19 protein-coding genes are annotated in these 20,007 nt (G+C 68.8%); 6 read left to right on the top strand and 13 right to left on the bottom strand.

Translation table 11 applies throughout. The features are described from left to right. The first annotated feature begins 29 nt into the window (after nt 1-29). Together H976_RS0112435 and H976_RS0112430 are read left to right on the top strand one after the other, a co-directional pair. Entirely contained in the window at nt 30-950 is a 921-nt protein-coding gene (locus H976_RS0112435) for an EamA family transporter (RefSeq protein WP_027861808.1), read from the top strand. Between the two features lie 49 nt (nt 951-999). Then, nucleotides 1,000-1,848, top strand: a complete 849-nt coding sequence (locus H976_RS0112430) for an aldo/keto reductase (RefSeq protein WP_027861807.1) — start codon at nt 1,000-1,002, stop codon at nt 1,846-1,848. A gap of 94 nt (nt 1,849-1,942) precedes the next feature. Here the strand turns inward: H976_RS0112430 and H976_RS0112425 are convergent, their stop codons facing one another. From H976_RS0112425 to H976_RS0112390, 8 genes are all read right to left on the bottom strand, one after another. Beyond that, on the bottom strand, nt 1,943-2,500 hold the full coding sequence (locus H976_RS0112425) for a hypothetical protein (RefSeq protein WP_027861806.1): 558 nt from the start codon (nt 2,498-2,500) through the stop codon (nt 1,943-1,945). Nucleotides 2,501-2,655: 155 nt separating this feature from the next. After that, a complete protein-coding gene (locus H976_RS0112420; RefSeq protein ID WP_027861805.1) occupies nt 2,656-3,723 on the bottom strand; it encodes an ABC transporter ATP-binding protein in 1,068 nt (355 codons plus the stop codon). After that, a complete protein-coding gene (locus H976_RS0112415) occupies nt 3,720-4,784 on the bottom strand; it encodes an ABC transporter ATP-binding protein (protein WP_051276760.1) in 1,065 nt (354 codons plus the stop codon). Before H976_RS0112415 ends, H976_RS0112420 begins: the two co-directional genes overlap by 4 nt. Before the next feature lie 67 nt (nt 4,785-4,851). Continuing rightward, complete coding sequence (locus tag H976_RS0112410; protein WP_027861803.1) at nt 4,852-5,865, bottom strand: ABC transporter permease; 1,014 nt, start codon at nt 5,863-5,865, stop codon at nt 4,852-4,854. 98 nt (nt 5,866-5,963) lie between these two features. Further along, nucleotides 5,964-7,733, bottom strand: coding sequence for an ABC transporter substrate-binding protein (locus tag H976_RS0112405; RefSeq protein WP_027861802.1), 1,770 nt, complete (start codon nt 7,731-7,733; stop codon nt 5,964-5,966). Nucleotides 7,734-7,796: 63 nt separating this feature from the next. Further along, nucleotides 7,797-8,750: an ABC transporter permease gene (locus H976_RS0112400; RefSeq protein ID WP_051276759.1), complete on the bottom strand. Its 954-nt coding sequence runs from the start codon at nt 8,748-8,750 to the stop codon at nt 7,797-7,799. Nucleotides 8,751-8,958: 208 nt separating this feature from the next. Then, nucleotides 8,959-9,435, bottom strand: a complete 477-nt coding sequence (locus H976_RS0112395) for a nitroreductase family deazaflavin-dependent oxidoreductase (protein WP_027861800.1) — start codon at nt 9,433-9,435, stop codon at nt 8,959-8,961. Nucleotides 9,436-9,439: 4 nt separating this feature from the next. Further along, the gene (locus tag H976_RS0112390) at nt 9,440-9,862 is read right to left on the bottom strand and encodes a nuclear transport factor 2 family protein (protein ID WP_027861799.1); all 423 of its coding nucleotides are present in this window, start codon (nt 9,860-9,862) and stop codon (nt 9,440-9,442) included. A 45-nt stretch (nt 9,863-9,907) separates the two neighbouring features. Here H976_RS0112390 and H976_RS0112385 point away from each other — a divergent pair, with 45 nt between their 5' ends. The 4 genes from H976_RS0112385 (at nt 9,908) to H976_RS0112370 (ending at nt 14,068) form a co-directional block, all read left to right on the top strand. Beyond that, nucleotides 9,908-10,786 (top strand): TIGR03619 family F420-dependent LLM class oxidoreductase, encoded by an 879-nt coding sequence (locus H976_RS0112385; RefSeq protein ID WP_027861798.1) that lies wholly within the window; start codon nt 9,908-9,910, stop codon nt 10,784-10,786. Continuing rightward, on the top strand, nt 10,783-11,934 hold the full coding sequence (locus tag H976_RS0112380) for a hypothetical protein (protein ID WP_027861797.1): 1,152 nt from the start codon (nt 10,783-10,785) through the stop codon (nt 11,932-11,934). Before H976_RS0112385 ends, H976_RS0112380 begins: the two co-directional genes overlap by 4 nt. Before the next feature lie 201 nt (nt 11,935-12,135). Beyond that, complete coding sequence (locus tag H976_RS0112375; protein WP_051276758.1) at nt 12,136-12,942, top strand: SDR family oxidoreductase; 807 nt, start codon at nt 12,136-12,138, stop codon at nt 12,940-12,942. Further along, nucleotides 12,932-14,068: a sulfotransferase gene (locus H976_RS0112370; RefSeq protein ID WP_036226179.1), complete on the top strand. Its 1,137-nt coding sequence runs from the start codon at nt 12,932-12,934 to the stop codon at nt 14,066-14,068. Before H976_RS0112375 ends, H976_RS0112370 begins: the two co-directional genes overlap by 11 nt. Before the next feature lie 77 nt (nt 14,069-14,145). On the opposite strand, the gene H976_RS0112365 is transcribed toward H976_RS0112370, so the two are convergent. From H976_RS0112365 to H976_RS0112345, 5 genes are all read right to left on the bottom strand, one after another. Beyond that, nucleotides 14,146-15,624: a benzaldehyde dehydrogenase gene (locus H976_RS0112365; RefSeq protein ID WP_036226176.1), complete on the bottom strand. Its 1,479-nt coding sequence runs from the start codon at nt 15,622-15,624 to the stop codon at nt 14,146-14,148. A 63-nt stretch (nt 15,625-15,687) separates the two neighbouring features. Beyond that, nucleotides 15,688-16,923, bottom strand: coding sequence for an MFS transporter (locus H976_RS0112360; RefSeq protein ID WP_051276757.1), 1,236 nt, complete (start codon nt 16,921-16,923; stop codon nt 15,688-15,690). Continuing rightward, nucleotides 16,920-17,495, bottom strand: coding sequence for a helix-turn-helix domain-containing protein (locus H976_RS30355; RefSeq protein WP_036226173.1), 576 nt, complete (start codon nt 17,493-17,495; stop codon nt 16,920-16,922). Before H976_RS30355 ends, H976_RS0112360 begins: the two co-directional genes overlap by 4 nt. A 201-nt stretch (nt 17,496-17,696) precedes the next feature. Beyond that, the gene (locus H976_RS0112350; protein WP_081682862.1) at nt 17,697-19,079 is read right to left on the bottom strand and encodes a cytochrome P450; all 1,383 of its coding nucleotides are present in this window, start codon (nt 19,077-19,079) and stop codon (nt 17,697-17,699) included. Nucleotides 19,080-19,123: 44 nt separating this feature from the next. Then, nucleotides 19,124-19,990, bottom strand: coding sequence for an alpha/beta fold hydrolase (locus H976_RS0112345; protein ID WP_027861791.1), 867 nt, complete (start codon nt 19,988-19,990; stop codon nt 19,124-19,126). Nucleotides 19,991-20,007 lie beyond the last annotated feature (17 nt).

The raw sequence follows: 20,007 nt of genomic DNA, 5'->3' as shown, positions 1-20,007 counted from the left end.
TACCTTCCTTGGAAACTAAAATGTCTTCCATGGAAGGCATTCACTGGTCGACACCCTTCGTCACCGCGGTGGCCCCGATCGCCTGGGGCTCGACGTACCTCGTCACCGAGCAGTTCCTGCCGCCCGACCGGCCCCTGTTCGCGGCCACGGTTCGCGCCCTGCCCGTGGGCCTGGTGCTGCTGGCCTACCGCCGCCGACTCCCCCACGGCGACTGGTGGTGGAAGGCGATCGTGCTCGGGCTGTGCAACATCGGAATGTTCTTCCCGCTCATCTTCCTGGCCGCCTACCACCTTCCCGGTGGCCTGGCCGCCACCCTCCAGGCCAGCTCACCGCTGGCCGTGATGGTCATCGCCTGGCTGGTGATCGGCGAGCGCGCCGGCGTCGTCCGCGTCGCGGCCGCCGTCGTGGGACTGGTCGGGGTGATGCTCCTCGTGCTCCGCAACCCGGGCCACGTCGACACCCTCGGCCTGGTCGGTGCGTTCGGGTCGGTGCTGGTCAGCGCACTGGGGTTCGTGCTCATCAAGCGCTGGAAGTCGCCGGTCGACCTGCTCACGCTGGTGTCCTGGCAGCTGGTCGTCGGCGGACTCGCGCTGCTGCCGGTGGCCCTGCTCATCGAAGGCGCGCCGCCCGCGATCGACGCCCCCGCGGCGCTCGGGTTCCTGTGGATCGCCGGGGTCGGCACCGGACTGGCCTACGTGTGCTGGTTCCGCGGGCTGGGGTTGATGTCGGCGGGATCGGTGTCGATCATCGGGCTGGTCAACCCGGCCGTCGGGACCCTGCTCGGGGTCGCGTTCGCCCACGAGGTGTTCGGGCCCGTCCAGGCGCTCGGCATGGTGCTGGTGCTCGGCGGCGTGCTGGTCGGCCAGCGGTACGGCCAGAGGTCCCACGGGGATCCCGTCGTACCTCCTGCGCCGGAGGCGGCACCCGGGCTGGAGCGTTGCGCCGCCTGAGAACCGGGCGCAGGGAATATCCCGGTCGCTCGACGGGTAGTGCATGGGTATGACCCAGATTCCGAACCTGACCCTGAACGACGGACACACCATCCCGCAGCTCGGCTTCGGTGTCTTCCAGGTCCCACCGGAGGACACGGCCCGGATCACCGGACAGGCCTTCGAGGCCGGCTACCGGCACATCGACACCGCCGAGATGTACGGCAACGAGAAGGGCGTCGGCGAGGCGATCCGCAGCTCCGGCATCCCGCGCGACGAGCTGTTCATCACCAGCAAGCTCAACAACGGCTTCCACGAACCCGACGCGGCCCGCAAGGCCTTCGACCAGACGATGAGCGACCTCGGCCTCGACCAGATCGACCTGTTCCTGATCCACTGGCCGCTGCCCACGAAGTACGACGGCGACTTCGTGTCCACGTGGAAGACCCTGATCGAGTTCCAGCAGGACGGCCGCGCCCGCTCGATCGGCGTCTCCAACTTCCAGCCCGCCCACCTCGAGCGGCTCGCCGCCGAGACCGACGTCGTGCCCGCGGTCAACCAGATCGAGGTGCACCCGTACTTCACCAACGAGACCGCCCGCGCCGCCAGCCGCGACGCCGGCATCCTCGTCGAGGCCTGGTCACCGATCGCCCAGGGTGGCGTCCTCGACGACCCGACGATCGTCAAGATCGCCGAGCACGTGGGGCGTACGCCGGCCCAGGTGACCCTGCGCTGGCACCTGCAGCGCGGCGACATCGTCTTCCCGAAGTCCTCGACCCCCGAGCGGATGGCCGAGAACGCCGCCCTGTTCGACTTCGAGCTCGACGACCAGGCGATCGAGTCGATCAGCTCCCTCGACCGTGGCGAGGACGGCCGCACCGGCCCGAACCCGGACGAGTTCGACTACATCCCGAGCTGAGCCGCGGAACGTCGTACGAAGCTGGGGCTTTGCGAACGAAGCTTTGTTCGCGAAGCCCCAGTTTCACAACACGTGTTGTGAAATCGCGGCAAGCTCAGTCGATCGTCACCAGGATGACGTTGCTGCCCTTCTTGGTCTGCGGGTCGAAGACGCGGAACCGGTTCTCACCGGTACGGCCGGTCGTGATGTAGGTCGCGAAGGTGCCGACCTTCACGTTGGCCTGGACGCCGAAGTTGCTCCAGGTGCCGGCCTCGAAACGCTGCACCTCGAGCTGCAGGTTGTCGGCGCCCTTGTAGGTGCCGGTGAGGTTCACCCGCTCCATCGGCTTGGCCATGATCGGCGAGATGCTCAGCTCGATGTCCCCGCGCTTGCCGGAGCTGGGAGAGGCCGAGTCGGAGGCCGAGGGCTCGTCGCTGGGTTCGTCGGACTTCTCCGGGACCGGCAGCGCGCTCGAAGGCAGTGCCTTGGGTGGCTCGGCCTGCCCGCCGCCGACCGGCCCCGACGAGGAGTCGTCGTTCAGTCCGAGCGCGTGCACCATGATCGTTGTACCGAGGAAGATCAGGACCCCGATCACGACCAGCACGCCGAGTGCCTTGAACAGCACGCTGCGCACCTGGTCCGACCTCTCCTCGTCGGTCAGGTCGTCGTCCATCACGTGTCTTTCGTGGTGTCGGGCCGGAAATGTCGCGGGGTGGGCTGTCGGTCCGAATGTACCCAGCAGTCGCCGGCTGACGCGCGCCGTTCGTTGTCGGTGAGACCGAAGCGCAACCTGAGTGTGCCGGAGCACCCGGCTACCCGGGTATTCCGTCAGGTCTTCTCGGCGAGCTCCCCCGGCTCGACCGGGAAGTGGCAGGCAACGGTGTGGCCGGGGCCGGTGACGGCCGGGCCGGAGGTGATCTGGAGCAGCGGGGGTTCCTCGGTGCGGCAGATCTCCTGCGCCTTCCAGCAGCGGGTGTGGAACCGGCAGGCGGGGGGCGGGTTGATCGGGCTGGGGACGTCGCCGACGAGGCGGATGCGTTCCCGGTTCTCGCGACGCTTGGTGTCGGGCACCGGCACCGCGGAGAGCATCGCGACCGTGTAGGGGTGGCGGGGGCGGTCGTAGAGGTCGTCGCGCTCGCCGATCTCCACGATCTTGCCGAGGTACATCACCGCCACCCGGTCAGACACGTGGCGTACGACGGACAGGTCGTGCGCGATCATCACGTAGGTCAGGTCGAGCTCCTCCTGGAGATCCTCGAGCAGGTTGACCACCTGGGCCTGGATCGAGACGTCCAGCGCTGACACGGGCTCGTCGGCCACGATCAGCTTCGGCTTGAGAGCCAGCGTGCGGGCGATGCCGATGCGCTGGCGCTGCCCGCCGGAGAACTCATGGGGGTAGCGGTTGTAGTGCTCCGGGTTCAGGCCCACGGTCTTCAGCAGCTCCTGCACCGCCTTCCGGCGGCCACCCTCGGGGTCAACCCCCTGGAGCTTGAAGGGGGCGCCGACGATCTTGCCGACGGTGTGCCTCGGGTTCAGCGAGGAGTACGGGTCCTGGAAGATCATCTGGATGTCGCGGCGCATCGGGCGCATCTTCGCGTCCGACAGGTGAGAGATGTCGGTGCCGTCGAAGGTGACCCGACCGCTGGTCGGCTCCAGCAGGCGGGTGACCAGCCGGGCGGTGGTGCTCTTGCCGCAGCCGGACTCGCCGACGATCGAGAAGGTCTCGCCCTTGCGGACCTCGAAGTCGACGCCGTCGACGGCCTGGACGGCGCTGGTCGACTTCGACAGGAAGCCACCGCCGATCGGGAAGTGCTTGACCAGGCCCTCGACCTTGAGGAGCGGCTCTTCGTCGGCCGCGTGGCGAGGGGCGGTGGTCTCGGTGCTGGGAGTCGTCACTGCAGCCTCGGGGTGATCTCCTGCGCCCAGATGTTGCGGCGCTCGGCGGACGGGATGTGGCAGGCCACGCGGTGGCCGGCGCCGTTGTCGAGCAGCTCGGGCCGGTCGTGCAGGCACGGAGAGCCGACCCGCTCCTGGAAGTCGCAGCGCGGGTTGAACGGACACCCCGCCGGGACGTTGATCAGGCTCGGTGGGACTCCCTTGATCGGCAGCAGTCGCTCGGTTGGAGGCTTGTCGAAGCGCGGCATCGAGCCCAGGAGCCCCCAGGCATAGGGGTGTTCCGGCTCGTTGAAGAGCTGACTGGCGCTGGCGTACTCGACCGACCGGCCGGCGTACATCACCAGGATGTCGTCTGCCAGCTCGGCGACGACACCGAGGTCGTGGGTGATGATGACGACGGCGGAGTTGAACTCCTTCTGCAGGTCGCGCATCAGGTCGAGGATCTGCGCCTGCACCGTCACATCGAGGGCGGTGGTCGGCTCGTCGGCGATGAGCAGGTCGGGGTCGCAGGAGAGCGACATCGCGATCATCGCGCGCTGCCGCATGCCACCGGAGAACTGGTGCGGGTAGGCGTCGACACGCTGGTTCGGCTCCGGGATGCCGACCCGGTCGAGCATCTCGATGGCGTGGGTGCGAGCCGCCTTCTTGGACACGTCGTTGTGGATCCGGTAGGCCTCGATGATCTGGTTGCCCACCGTGTAGAACGGGTGCATCGAGGACAGCGGGTCCTGGAAGATCATCGCCATCTTCTTGCCGCGCAGGCGGCGCACCTTCTCAGGCGGCGCGCCGACCAGCTCTTCACCGTCGAGCCGGATGGATCCGCTGATCTGGGCGCTCTTCCCGTGCAGGCCCATGATCGCCATGCTCGTCACCGACTTGCCGGAGCCCGACTCCCCCACGATCCCGAGCGTCTGGCCGCGCTCGAGGTGGAAGGACAGGCCGTCGACCGACTTCACCACCCCGTCGTCGGTGGGGAAGTGCACCTTCAGGTCGCGCACCTCGAGGAAGGCGCCACCCGCACGCGACGACGGCTGCTGCTGCTCGGAGGTCGTCGTGCTCATCGGGGTCCCCGCGGAGTCGCGCCGGGATCGAGCGCAGCGAGCCGGGCTCGCGAGTTCATGGGGTGGTTCATCGAGTGCGCACTCTCGGGTCGATGACGGCGTACAAGAGGTCGACGACCAGGTTGCACAGTGCCACGAAGATGGCCGTGATCAGCACGACGGCCAGCACAGGCGGGAGGTCGTTGTTCTTGGTGGACTGGATGGCGAGCTGGCCGAGACCCGGCAGGCCGAACACGGTCTCGGTCAGCACGGCGCCACCGATGAGCAGCCCGAAGTCGAGGCCGAAGATCGTCAGGATCGGAGTCAGGGCCGAGCGCAGGCCGTGCTTGAGGACGACGGTCTTCTCCGGCAGCCCCTTGGCCCGGGCCGTGCGGATGTAGTCCTCACCCATCGTCTCGAGCATGCCTGCTCTCGTTAATCGTGCGTACTGCGCGGAGAACAACAACGCCAAGGTGATCCACGGCAACAACAGGGCATCGGCCCACTTCAGTGGATTCTCCGTCAGAGGTGTGTACGACGCCCCAGGTGGTGTCCAGCCGAGGTTGTAGCTGAAGAAGGCCAGCGAGACCAGGCCGGTCCAGAAGATGGGGAGCGAGACACCGGCGAGGGCCAGCGTCATGGCGAACCGGTCGAAGGCACTGCCGCGCTTGAGCGCCGAGATCACGCCGATGGTGACTCCCATCAGCACCCAGATGATGGCCGCGCCGACGGCCAGGGACAGGGTGACCGGGAAGCGTTTCTCGATCATGGGAAGGACCGGCTGGCTGGTCCTGAAGGAGTAGCCGAGGCAGGGTGCTGGGCAGTGGTCGATGCTGGTGCCGTTGTTGACCTCGCGCCCGGCGACCAGGCCGTGCAGCCAGTGCCAGTACTGCACCGGCACCGGGTCGTTGAACCCGAGCGACTCGGCAGCGGCCTTCAGCTGGCCCGGGTTCGGTGACTTCCCGACGTAGCGTGCCGCCATCGACTCGGGGGTGGCCCCCGCCAGCTTCGGGATCAGGTAGAAGATCGCGAACGTGATCATGCTGATCACGATCACGACTCCGATCGCCGCGAGCAGGCGGCGGATGATGTAGCTGACCAAGACACCGGCTGGGCGGCCGGCCCCTCCAGGAACTCCTGGAGGAACCGGCCACCCGCGCCTTCACCTACCTTCGGTGTGGTTGGAGCGGGATGGTGCGACTACTGCTTCTTGCCGAGGGCGGTGTAGTCGTAGTAGCCGAACGCATCGTTGAGGAACACGTTGGTCAGGTCCTTCCCGCGGAGCAGAACAGCCTTGGCGTAGATGCCGGGGTAGATGTAGGCGTTCTGCATGACCAGCTGGTCGATCTGCGTGGAGATCTCCGCGCGCTTGGCGGCGTCAGGCTCCACAGCGAGCTGGTCGACCAGCTTGTCCACCTCCGGGACGCGGATCGCGAAGTTCGGCGAACCACCCTCGGGGTTGATGGTCCGGCTGTCGACGATCTGGGCCAGGTAGCCGTACCCGGTGTTCCAGTCAGCACCCCAGCCGTAGACGCACAGGCCCACCTTGTTGTCCACGAGGTACGACGGCTTGCCGCACAGCTCGGAGGTGTAGGTGTCGTCGGGCATCGGCTTGATGTTGATCTTGATGCCGACCTTGCCCAGCGACTGCTGGAAGGCCTCGGCGACCTTCTTCTCCTTGTCGCGCGAGGAGCGGTAGCCGATGGTGGTCGAGAAGCCGTTGGGCTGGCCGCACTTCTTGAGGGCGTCCTTGGCCTTGGACTCCTGACCGTTCGGGTTGGCCTTCAGGCCGTACTCGTCGGTGTCCTTGTAGCCAGGGATCGCCGGGGGCAGCACGGTCGTCGCGATCTCGCCGCCGGCGAACTTGCCACCGTAGGCGTTCTGGTACGACGTCGGGCTCATCGCGTAGATCACGGCCTTGCGGCAGTCGACGTTGTCCAGCGGCTTCACGGTGCCGATGATCTGCGTGTACCACTCGCGGGCGATGACCGGGTTGTCCGAGCGAGCCGAGAGCTCCTTGGACTGCAGGACCTTCGGCAGCGCGGCCGGCTGCACGCCGGTACCGGCGATGTCGACGTCCTGGTCACCACTGATGATCTGGTTGTCCAGGTCGTCGGCCTGCAGGCCGAGCTTGACGTCGATCTGGTCCGGCAGCGCCTTGCGGTTGGGGTCGGTCGAGGCGTCCCAGTTGGGGTTGCGCACCAGCGTGCCGCCGGTGGCGACGTCGACGTTGCCCTTCCACATGTAGGGACCCGTGGAGACCGGGTGCGTGGTGTACTTCGCCCCCGTGTCCTTGGCCGCCGGGACCGGAGCGGTCGCCGGCAGGGACGCGAGGTTGTCGAACTCCGCGAACGGCTGCTTGAGGTGGAAGACGATCGTCGTGTCGTCAGGCGTCTCGATCGCCGAGGAGATGTCGGCGTTCTTCGGGCTCTTGTAGGGGCCCTTGTAGCTCGCCGGCCAGTTCAGCAGGTCGGCGAAGTAGCTCGGGCCCTGCTTGAGCACGGCGCGGTCGACGGTGCGCGACACGGCGTAGGCGATGTCCTTGGACGTGAACGGAGTGCCGTCCTCGAACTTCAGGCCGCTCTGGATGGTGTAGGTCCAGGTCTTGCCGCCGTCGGAGGACTTGCCGAGGTCGGTGGCGATGTCGGGGACCAGCTCGAGACCCTGCTTGCCCGGGGCGGTCTTGTTCATCACCAGCGTGCGCCAGTAGTTGCGGCCGAGGTCCCAGGAGTAGCCGTAGTAGGTGTCGCCGGGGTCGAAGCTGTCGCCCCAGGCGCCGCCCAGACCCATCTTGAGGGTGCCGCCCTTCTGGTCGCTGGCGTTGACCACCGAGTCGAGGGCCTTGTTGTCCAGCTTGGGCTCAGAGCTGCCGCCGTTGTCGGAGCTCTTGCTCGTCCCGCAGGCGGCGGCAAGCCCCAGCGCGGCGACGGCGATCAACGCCACCGCTGCTCTCTTACGCGTGCTGCGCATCTTGATTTACCTTCCTTCTCGACCGCCCTGGGGAGCCCAGGCCAGGCTGGTGAACCGGTCTCATCACCGGCCGCTCCGGGGGTCGAACGCATCGCGCAGCCCGTCCCCGAAGAGATTGAAGGCCATCACCGTGGCGAAGATCGCCAGGCCGGGCCAGAACATGAAGTGCGGCAACGTGTAGTAGATGACCGCGTCGGAGAGCATCCCGCCCCACGTCGCCGTCGGCGGCGGCAGACCGACACCGAGGAACGACAACGCCGCCTCGAAGAGGATGTTGGTCGGGATGATGAGCGTGGCGTACACCAGGATCGGCGCCATCAGGTTCGGCAGGATCTCGGTGCGGAGGATGTAGGGCCGCTTGGCGCCGAGGCTGCGGGCGGCCTCGACGTACTCGCGCTCGCGGAGGGAGATCGTCTGCCCGCGCACGATGCGGCCGATGTAGGGCCAGCTGAAGAAGCCGATCACGAAGATGAGCAGCGTCAGCTTCAGCGGTGTGCCGGAGAGCCCGAACGCCTTCTCCGGAAAGACGCCCGCGAGCGCGATCGCGAAGACCAGAACGGGGAAGGCCAGGAACATGTCCATGATCCGGCTGAGGATCGCGTCGACCCAGCCACCGAAGAAGCCGGAGGTGATGCCGACGACCGTGCCGATGATCACGGAGACCGCCGTGGCGAGGAGCGCGATCAGCAGCGAGATGCGGGCTCCGTAGAGGACCCGGCTGAAGATGTCGCGGCCGGTGATCGGCTCGACTCCCATCGGGTGCTGCCAGCTGATCCCGCCGAAGGTGCCGTAGGGGCCGAGGGCCGGGTCGACGAGGTCGGAGTGGTACTCGTTGGGCGGCCCGCCGGTGATGTGGGTGATCAGCGGCGCGAAGATCGCGACCACGATCAGGAAGACGATGAAGAAGCCACCGGCCAGCGCGACCTTGTCCTTGCGCAGCCGCCGCCAGGCGATCTGGCTCAGCGACCGGCCCTGGATCTCCTTGTCACTCTCGGCGACCAACGAGGCACTGGCCATGGCCTCTGCCGGAGAAGAGTCGAGGTTGCTCAGGTCGATCGCCTCCCCGGGTCACAGGTCAGGTGCTCTGGAGACCGCCTCGGTCTGGCGATCTGACCAAACCTCGGTCCACCGGCTGCCACTGGTCAAGCAACCATGCGCCCCGTTGCCGAATCGTGACCGCGTCCAGCGTGGAAAACGGGAACATTCCGGCGCTGCCGAGCTCGCGTCAGGCGCGCGGCTCGAGAATCACGACGGGGATCTCGCGGTCGGTCCACGACTGGTAGGAGTCGTAGTCGCGGTAGAGGTCGACCAGCCTGGGCCAGAGCTCGGCCCGCTCGGAGGTCCCTGCGGTCCGTGCCCTCATCGGTCGCCGGTCGCCCCTGATCTGCACGGTGACGTCGGGGTCGGCCTCCAGGTTGCGGAACCACAGCGGGTGCTGGGGCCGACCGGCCTGCGAGGCGACCACGACGACGCTGTCGCCGTCCCGGAGGTAGACCAGCGGCGTGGTGCGCAGCTTGCCCGTACGACGGCCGCGGTGCTCGACCAGGCAGATCGGGACGGGGTCCTTCCAACCGGCACCGACCCGCCAGGTCCCGCCGATCCGGCCGCGGGTCAGCTTGTAGACGGCCACGTTGACGCGGGCCATCACCTTGATCACGCGACGGGCGAACTCACCGTCGAGGCCGTCGGGCTTCTTGTCCACGGGGCTACATCCCGCGTTTCCAGACGAGCTCCTCGAGGAGTCGTCGGGAGCGCCAGCCGTCCGGCGTACGCACGAGGTCGTGGTGGTAGATGCCGCCGAACTCGACGATCGTCTCCGCGCCGTCACGTCCGGGCAGGATCATCGGGTTGTGGAAGTACGCCGCGACTTCTGCCGCGTCGCCGTCGACGTGGCTGTCGACCTGCGCGAGCGAGTGCATCCGCCGGGGGAAGATCGGCAGCATCTCGGCCAGCCAGGCCTTGATCTCGGGGTAGGACGCCGCGATGCCGCCCGTGGCGGTGTAGTCGATCTCGGCGTCGGCGGTGAACACCTCGTCGAGCCGGTCCCACTCGCCGGTGTCGATGGCGCGGGTGTAGCGGACGAGCAGGGCCTCGATCTCGAGGCGGTCGGAGATCTGGTCGAGGTCCACGGCCTCACTCTGGCAGAAAACTGGAACGTGTTCTAGTCTTCGGGCATGCGTTTCACCTACGCCGAGGCGATGACCGACGCCCACTTCTACGCGCCGTTGGCCCAGGCCGCCGAGGCAGCGGGCTACACCTCGATGACGGTCGCCGACTCCCTGATCTACCCCGAGGAGTCCGACTCGACGTACCCCTACACCGACACCGGCGAGCGGGAGTTCCTCGAGGGCAAGGAGTTCATCGAGACGATGATCCTGTGCGCCCACCTGGCCGCCGTCACGAGCACGCTGCGGTTCACGCCGTTCGTGCTCAAGCTGCCGGTGCGGCCGCCGGTGCTGGTCGCCAAGCAGGTCAGCTCGGTCGCCTACCTGAGCAACAACCGGCTCGGGCTCGGTGTCGGCCTCTCGCCCTGGCCCGAGGACTTCCAGGCGCTCGGCGTCCCCTGGGAGAAGCGTGGCAAGCGGATGGATGAGTGCATGGACATCCTGCGCGGCCTGACCTCCGGGGAGTTCTTCGGCTACGACGGCGACTTCTACTCGTTCCCACCGTTGAAGCAGACGCCGGCGCCGACCGAGAAGGTGCCGCTGCTGGTCGGTGGCCACGCCGACGCCGCTCTCCGGCGCGCCGTACGCAAGGGGGACGGGTGGATGCACGCCGGCGGTGACGGCGAGGAGCTCGACCGCCTGCTCGGGCGACTGGCCGAGATCCGCAAGGAGGAGGGCGACACCCGCGACGACTTCGAGGTGCACGTCATCTCCTACGACGCCTACGACCTCGACGGCATCAAGCGGCTCGAGGACAAGGGCGTGACCGACTGCATCGTCGGCTTCCGGGTGCCCTACATCAAGGGCCCCGACACCGAGCCGCTGGAGACCAAGATCGAGCACCTGAACAAGTACGCCGACTCGATCATCAGCAAGGTGAGCCTGTGACGGCCGACTACACGGCGGCGTTCCGCGAGGCAGTCGCGGAGGCCGAGAAGCTGGTCGCCAACCCGCCGTTCGAGGTCTCGGAGCAGGACCTGGCCGAGGGTTTCGACTACCTCGCCGGCAGCATCCGGTCGTCGCTGCAGATGGCCTTCGACTACGACCTCGAACACCCGGTGCTGATCAACCCCACCCACCAGTACGCCCGCCAGGGCCTCGACAACCCCGACGCCGTCTACTTCAACGCCTACCTCGACGCCGGCGGGTCCTACGTCGTCTCCGGTGTGCGCGGCAGCACCGCCGACCTCTCCTTCCAGGTGATGGACGGCACCTACTCCTCGGAGGGGGCGCCGGGCACGGTCGCCGCGTTCGACGACCGCGAGCTCGAGATCGCCGACGACGGCAGCTTCGAGTGGCGCTTCGGACCCGAGCTCGGGCTGAAGAAGGGCTCGACGCTGATCATCCGCGAGGTGTACGACGACTGGAACGCCGAGGACCGCGGCACCATCCGCATCCAGCGCCTCGACACGGCCGGTCAGCCACGTCCCGCACTCACCCCCGAGCGGGTCGCCAAGAGGTACGGCGTGGCCGCGAAGATGCTCATCGGGCGCATCAACACGTGGTTCGCCTTCCCGGAGTGGTTCACCTACAAGGAGCCGGTGAACACCCTGACCCAGCCGGCGTCGACACCTGGCGGACTCGCCTCGCAGTTCTCCTCGATCGGCCACTACTCGCTCGGTGACGACGAGGCTCTCGTGGTCACCGTGCCGGTGTCGGACTGTGACTACCAGGCGATCCAGATCGGCTCGCGGTGGTACATCTCCACCGACTACGAGCACCACCAGACCTCGCTGACCAGAGCGCAGTCGCACGCCGACCCCGACGGCAGGCTGCGCTACGTCATCAGCGAGCGCAACCCCGGGATTGCCAACTGGCTGGAGACCTGTGGACATCCGCAGGGTGTGATGATGCTGCGCTGGCAGCGACTCTCCCGTGCGCTGGACGCCACCGACGGACCCGCGTTCGAGGTCGTGCCGTTCGACTCCCTGGCCGAGCGACTCCCCCACTTCGCGGAGAACCAGATCTCCGCCGAGCAGTACACCGCCCGCATCGCCGACCGCCAGGTCGGCATCGCCCGAAGGATGATCTCGTGACCCGCGACCGGGCAGTTCTGGTGGGCAGGAGTACGCCGACCGGGCAGTTCTGGTGGGCAGGAGTACGCCGACCGGGCAGTTCTGGTGGGGTTCGGCCAACCACGAGCGCCCTCTCGGCGGCGTACGCCCAACCAGAAACGCCCTCTCGGCGAGCCACAGCCAACCAGAACAACCCCCCCGGCGAACTGAAGGAGACCTGACGTGACCGACTCACCACAGTTGCTCGAGGGGAAGGTCGTCGTCCTGTCGGGCGTCGGCCCCGGGCTCGGGCGCTCGCTCGGCGAGGAGGCGGCCAAGCTCGGCGCCGACCTCGTGCTCGTCTCGAGGACGCAGAAGCGGCTCGACAAGATGGCGGAGGTGGTCCGGTCGTACGGGCGCCGCGCGCTCGTCGTACCCACGGACATCAACGACGAGGAGGCGTGCGAGAACCTCGTCAAGGCGACCCTCGAGGAGTACGGCCGCGTCGACTGCCTGCTCAACAACGCCTTCGCGATCCCGCCGATGGAGCCGCTGACCACCATCAAGCACGACGCGCTGCGCGGGTCGCTGGAGACCAACGCGTTCGCGCCCCTGCGGCTCTCGACGCTGTTCGCCGACGCGTTGGCCGAGTCGCCCGACAAGCCGGGGGGCTCCATCATCATGGTCAACTCGGCGGTGCTGCGGCAGTCGCAGCCCGAGTTCGCCGGCTACAAGCTGACCAAGGGCACGCTCGTGCACATCGCGTCGGCCCTGGCGACCGAGCTCGGTCCGCGCGGCATCCGCGTCAACTCGGTCGCGCCGAGCTGGATCTACGAGGACGTCAACAAGGCCTACTTCGACTGGATGGCGCAGGAGCGGGGTGTCACCCACGACGACATCTACCGCGAGACCGCCGACCTGACCGACCTCAAGCGGCTGGCCACCCCCGAGGAGGTCGCCCGCGCGACTCTCTTCCTGGCCTCCGACCTTGCCTCGGCGATCAGCGGCATCACCCTCGACGTCAGCTGTGGCGAGTTCCATGGCTACTAGGACGAGACCCGATCTCGGTTCCTTCGACGACATCTTGGCGGCAGCGGTCAGGACGACCGGCCTGGAGGACTTCGGGGGCACCGAGCACGAGGAGGGCCTGCGCCTGCTGTGCGAGGACCTCGCGACGAACGGCGGGCTCACCCCCGAGGGCAACTACATGCAACGCACGTTCATCAAGAGCGCGCTGGTCGGGCGGTTGCTCTCCGAGCACGGCTTCAAGGAGCACCCGTCGTACGCCGAGGTGCCGGTCGAGCGACCGATCTTCGTCTGCGGCCTGCCGCGGACCGGGACCACCGCACTGCACCGCCTGCTCAACGCCGACCCGGCGCACCAGGGACTGGAGCTGTGGCTGACCGAGGTGCCGCAGCCGCGTCCGCCGCGTGAGACCTGGGAGGAGAACCCGATTTTCGGCGCACTGAACGCCGCCTTCTCCGAGCACCACATCGACAACCCGGAGTTCATGGGCATCCACTTCATGGATGCGTCGTCGGTCGAGGAGTGCTGGCGGATCCTGCGCCAGTCAGGCAAGTCGATCGGCTACGAGTCGCTCGCCTACGTGCCGGAGTACTCCGCCTGGCTCGAGCGACAGGACTGGACCGACGCCTACGCGCGGCACAAGGCCAACCTCCAGCTGATCGGGCTGAACGACCCGGAGAAGCAGTGGGTGCTGAAGAACCCGTCGCACCTCGTCGGGCTGGACGCGATCATGTCGGTCTACCCCGACGCGCTGATCGTCTACACCCACCGCGAGCCGGTCGTCGCGATCGCGTCGGCGTGCTCGCTGTCGGCCGAGGCGACCAAGGGCTGGTCGACGACCTTCGTGGGCGACACCATCGGCCGTACCCAGCTCGACATGCTGAGCAAGGCGGTCGCCCGGTTCGAGCGGGAGCGAGCGGCGTACGCCCCGGAGCAGTTCGTCGACATCGACTACAAGGAGTTCGTGGGTGACCCGGTCGCCACGACCAAGGGCATCTACGAAGCCTTCGGCCTCGAGTGGACCCCGGCCGTCGACGAGGCCGTCACCAAGCTCGACGCCGAGTCGCGCCAGGGCGGCCGCCGCCCCCAGCACTCCTACGACCTCGCCGACTACGGCCTCACCGAGGACGAGGTGCGGGCGGCGTTCTGAGGGTGCGGATAGTCCAGAACGAAATGCCGCTGCGTCGTACGCCGGAAGCGGTCGAACGTTCTGGACTATCCGGCGACTCAGAAGGGGAACTGGGGCGGCTCGGCGCGGGCGGTGATCCAGCGGGTCTCGGTGAAGGCCTCGATGTTGGCCGCAAGGCCCCCGAAGCGGGAGCCGGTGCCGGAGGCGGCCAGGCCGCCGAAGGGGGCGTTGGCCTCGTCGTTCACGGTCTGGTCGTTGATGTGCACGATGCCGGTCGGGATCCGGTCGGCCAGCGCCAGTCCGTGCATCACGTCAGAGGTGATGATGCCGAGCGAGAGGCCGTACTCGCTCGCCCGGGCGAGCTCGACGGCCTCGTCCTCGCTGCTGATCCGGGTCACCGGCGCGACCGGCCCGAAGATCTCCTCGGTGAAGGCCGGGTGGTCGCGGGTCACCTCACTGAGCACGGTCGGCCGGTAGAACAGCCCGTCGTACGACGCACCGCTGGCCGCCGTGGCACCGGCGTCGGTCGTCGAGGTGACCAAGTGGTGGATCTTGTCGCGCTGGCCCTCGTCGATGACCGGACCGAGGGCGACCTCCTCGGTGGCGGGATTGCCCACCGGGAGGTGCGAGGCCTTCTCGGCGAGTGCCTCGACGAAGTCGTCGTAGATCCGTGCGGCCACGAGGTGGCGACCGGTGGTCATGCAGATCTGGCCCTGGTGGAAGAACGACCCCCACGCCGCGAGGTTGACCGCCTTCTCGACATCGGCGTCGTCCAGCACGAGCATCGCGGAGTTCCCGCCCAGCTCGAGGTGGGCGCGCTTGAGGTGGCGGCCGGCCAGCTCGCCGACCGCGCGACCGGCGGCGGTGGAACCGGTGAAGGAGATGACCCGCACGTGCGGATCGGTCACCATCGCCTCGCCGACGTCGGCGCCACCCGGCACCAGCTGGAGTACGCCGGGCGGCAGACCGGCCTCCTCGAAGACCCGGACGATGTTCACGCCACCGGTCATCACCGTCCGCGGGTCGGGCTTGAGCAGCACCGCGTTGCCCAGGGCCAGCGCCGGCGCCACCGACCGGATGCTGAGGATCAGCGGCACGTTGAACGGCGAGATGACACCGACGACGCCGACCGGCAGCCGCTTGACCATCGACAGCCGCGGCTCCTCGCTCGGGATCAGCTCACCCAGCGACGCACTCGGCAGCCCCGAGGCGGCGTAGCACTCCTCGGCCGCGACGTGCAGCGCGAACCCGGCCATGCCGCGGATGGCCCCGACCTCGCGCACGTTCCACTCCGCCAGCTCGTCGGCGTGCTGGCCGAACAGGTCGCCGGCCTTGCGCAGGACCGCCGCCCGCGCGGGGTGCGGCAGGGCCGCCCACTCCTGCTGGGCGTCGGCGGCCGAGCCCGCGGCCGTCGCGACGTCGTCGACTCCCGCCCGTCCGGTGCGTCCGAGCTCCTCGCCGGTGGCGGGCTCGACTATCGGTGCCTCGCCCGCCGAGCCAGGGCGCCAGGTCCCCTCGATGAAGATGTTTCCGGCCCAGTCGGCCCCGTCCAGGAAGCGTGCTCCGTCGGTCGTCATGATCCGACTCTAGACACGGTGTCGAGACCGGCGGTCGGCTCCGATTGCGGTCAGCGGAACGGCTCAGGCCTCGTCGAAGGCGCGGGCCATCTCGTGGCGGTGGGCGTGCAGCACCGCCCACGTGATCGTGCCGACGACGATGCCGCCCACGCCCGAGACCACGAAGACCGCGGGCAGGCCGAGCCACCCGCCGAGCAGCCCGCCCGCGAACATGCCGACCGGGATGCCGCCCCAGATCACGGTGCGGTAGGCGCCCTGCACCCGGCCGAAGAGGTGCTCGGGGACGAGGGCCTGGCGCACCGACATGATCTGCACGTTGAACATCGAGATGGCACCGGCCGACACGGCGTACAGCAACGGCCCGCCCACCGGGTGCTGCCAGAAGGCCATCAGGAGCAGGGCGATCGCGGAGACGGTCTGGGCCGCGCCCATCGCGTTGGTGCGCCCCACCAGCCGGGTGATCCTCGGCGAGAGCATGGCACCGATCACGGCACCCACTCCCGCTCCGGCGATGGCCAGGCCGAAGCCGTGCACGTCGAGCCCGAGGTTCTGCAGCGCGAACAGCACGATGATGCCCTGCGTCATGGAGTGGATCGCTGCGCCGAAGAAGCTGGTCGCCATCAGCTCCCGGAGCAGGCGGTGGTGGGCCAGCCAGCGCAGCCCCTCCCCCATGTCCTCCCGCATGGACGAACCGCTCGAGCGGTCCACCGCGAAGTGTCCGCCCACGGTCAGCGCGAGCAGGGCCGCGCACAGGTAGCCACCGCTGTTGGCCCAGAGCGGGAGCGACGCGGCGACCGCGAACAACCAGGCGCCGATGGGCGCGCCGAGGAAGATGTTGCCGACGCTCTCGGAGGTGGTGAGCAGGCTGTTGCCCCGCTCGAGCTGGGACCGTGTGACGACGCGGGAGAGCATGGCGCGGGCCGCGCTGTCGTAGACGGTCTCGGCGCAGCCGAGCAGGAACGCCACCACGTAGAGCAGCGGCAGGGACGCGTTGCCGGACGCGACCGACACGGCCAGGACGGCGAGCAGTGCCGCCCGCCCGACGTTGGCGACGGCCATCGCCGTACGCCGGTTCACCCGGTCGACGAGGGTGCCTGCCGGGAGCGCGAACAGCAGCCAGGGCAGGAACGCCAGCGATCCCATCGCCGAGACGGCGACCGGATCGCGCGTGAGCGTCGCCGCCAGCAGGGGGAGGGCTGCCTGCATCACGCCGTCGGAGAGGTTGGAGGTGCTGCTGGAGGTGAACAACCGCCAGAACGGCGCTCCGAGTCGCGCGCCCGCCACGGTCTCGGTGCTCATCCGTCGACCTCGACCTCGTGCTCGGTCGGGAGCAGGTGGTAGACCACCGAGACGCGTCTCGCGCCCGCGCCCGGCTCGCCGTCGCGGTAGCGGTCGATCACCTCGTTGAGCTCGGCCTGCAGGGCCGCGACCTGCCCGGGGTCGAGGGCGATGAAGGTGCTGCGACGTACGGCGGCGTCACGCCACTCACGCGGCCACGAGTCCGCACGAGCCATCACGTCGAGCATCAGCTCCTGGTCGCCCTGCAGCTGCGCCTGCACGACGAGGTCGACGGCGGCCGCGTTGGCAGGGTCCTCCGCCAGGTCGAGGGCCGGGAGGTCCCAGCCGCCCTGGCGGGGGATCCAGACCCGCTCGCGCCCGGTGCCCTGCTCCACGTCCTCCTCGACGAACCCGTGGCGGTGCAGCTGGCGCAGGTGATAGCTGGTCGAGCCGCTCGACTCACCCAGGGCGGTGCCGAGCTGGCTGGCGGTGGCCGAACCGCGGGCGTTCAGCTCGGCGAGCAGCCGCAGTCGCAGCGGGTGGGCCAGGCCCTTGAGGGCCGGGGGTCCGATCACGTGCGGAGTGCTGCTCATGCCGACAGCCTAGGGTGCAAAGATTCCTTTGCAAAGAGTTCTTTGCACATTCCACCCGTCTAGACGGGCTGCCGCAGATGTCGGAAATCGGGGCAGACTGGTGACGGCCCCGGCGACGGGGCGCCTCGGGTCGCCTGACGGGTGGCGCCCGGCCCTCCCCCGACCGACGCACCCGTCAGGTCCGGGTCGCCGGTGCCGTGGTCAGGCGCCCGCGCGTCGACGTACGACGATCCGGGCACCGTGGCGCGGGACGCTCGTGATGTTGCGGACCTTGGGCACCTCGGTCGTCCCGGGCGGCAGCTCCACGTCGTAGGTCGTGAGCACCTCGCGCAGCACGGCCACGCCCTCCATCAGCGAGAAGCCGGCACCGATGCAGCGTCGTACGCCGCCCCCGAACGGGATCCAGGTGTTGATCGCGACCTCGCCCTCGAGGAACCGCTCCGGCCGGAACCGCAGGTGCTCGGGATGCCTCTCCTCCGACTCGTGGGCCAGGATGATCGAGGCCGCCACGTTGGCGCCGCGGGGCAGGTCGACCCCGCCGACCGTCGCCGGTGCCATCAGGTGACGCACCACCATCGGGATCACGGGATGCAGCCGCATGGACTCCTTGAGCACCGCCTCGAGGTACTCCGAGTTGCCGGCCGACGCAGCATCCCGGGCCTTTCGCTCCTGGACCGGGTCCTGGCCGAGCTCGTGCAGCGTCCACGCCAGTGCGGTCGCCGTGGTCTCGTGCCCGGCCAGCAGCAGGGTGACCAGCTGGTCGCGCAGCTCCTCGTCGGTCAGCCCCTCGCCGTTCTCGTCCTCCACCAGCAGCAGCCGCGAGAGCACGTCGGTCCGGTCGGCCAGGTCGGACGCTGCACGCCGCTCGGAGATCACCCGGAACATCACGCGGTCGAGCTCGACCTGGTTCTCGATGGTGCGCCGCCAGGGGCCGTACTTCTGCAGCCTCGGGAAGCCCCAGCCCAGGAAGACCAGCGGCGGGATGTTCACCGTCTTGTTCACCAGCGGGCGCAGCTCGCCGAGCCGGTCCTCGTCGGTCACCCCGAAGACCACCTGGAGGATGACCTCGAGGGTGAGCGCATTCATCCGCTCCAGCGAAGCGAAGGCGACACCCTCCTGCCAGCGACCGACCTCCGTCTTGGCCAGGCCGGTGACGAGGTCCTCGTAGCCACGCAGCGCGTGGCCGTTGAAGGCCGGCATCAGCAGCCTGCGGGCCCGCTTGTGCTGCGCGGAGTCGACGAGCAGCAGCGAGTGCTCCCCCATCACCGGGCCGAGGATGGCGTTGCCCTTGCCGGCGTGGAAGACCTCGGGATCCCCGGCGAAGATCTCCTTGACGTGCTCGGGCCGGTTGAACACGACGAGGTGCCGACCCTCCGGCAGGATCTTGATCGAGAAGACGTCGCCGTACCTGCGCCTGAGGTAGGGGACGAACTGGTGCCGGAAGCGCAGCAGACCGATGCTCTGCAGCAGGCCGTGCAGGTGGGGCCCGGGTGGCAGCTCGGCCCGGTCGACGGGAGGGGCGTCCACCAGCGGGACGGGCCGCATCTTCGCGAAGCGGCGCGCGGTCACGGTCTCGGTCGACATACGCAGAGTATGCCGGGCACGGGGGGCAGCGACGAGGCCGCCGTTCAGCCGCTGGGCAGGAAACCGGCGACGGCCGCCTGCGCCTGGGTCCGCTCCGGTCCGACCCAGAACAGGTGGCTGGGGCTGCCGAGCTCCACGAGGGTGGCGTCCGGGATGGTGGCTGCCAGGTCCTGCGCATGGATGAAGCCCACGCCACCGTCCCATGGTGAGGCGGTCACGAGCGTGGGGCACGGCACCTGGGTCTGGAGGAGGCGCCGGTGGCCGGACCGGTCCGGCCGTCCCTGCCACAGGTCGTGGGCGAATCCGCTGCCGGAGTCCATGGTCAGGAACAGGTCGCGGCTGCGGCGCTTGTCATCCTCCGACCAGGTGTGCCACCACTCGCCGACGGGCCGCCTCGACAGGGCGCCGACCATCCTCCGCAGGCCGGCCTCGGTGGCCACCAGTCGCGAAACGCCACGCCAGGTCAGCCCTTGCAGGGTGGGGCCGAAGACGACCGGCCCGGCGAGGGTCTCCCTGCGGGTGTCGGGATAGGAGTACGTCGAGGGTGCGCAGCTGTGGAGCACGAGCCTGGGGGCAAGCTGCGGCAGCTGGACCGCCACCTCGATGGCTTGCAGTCCCCCGAACGAGACTCCGACGACCGCAGCCGTCTCCTCGACTCCCAGGAGGTCGCAGCAGTCACCCACGGCCGGGACGAACTCGCCGGCGTTGAGCCGGCCGACGTCGGTGCGGCCGTAGCCGGGGCGCGAGAAGGCCACGAGTGCGTGCCCGGCATCGGTGTAGAGGCTCCAGCCACAGTCGCCGGCAGCCGGACAGTGTCCGCCCGGGAAGAACAGGACCGGCGGCTTCGGACCGGGCAGGTGCGCGACCTCGACCGGCCCCAGTCGAGTCGGCAGCACCTGGGTCACGACCATGCGACGACCCTAGGTAC

It is taken from the genome of Marmoricola sp. URHB0036 (genome assembly GCF_000426045.1).
Taxonomy (GTDB): Bacteria; Actinomycetota; Actinomycetes; order Propionibacteriales; family Nocardioidaceae; genus Marmoricola.
Note: the sequence above shows the minus strand (reverse complement) of the source record. Positions and strands in the feature narration are given on the sequence as shown.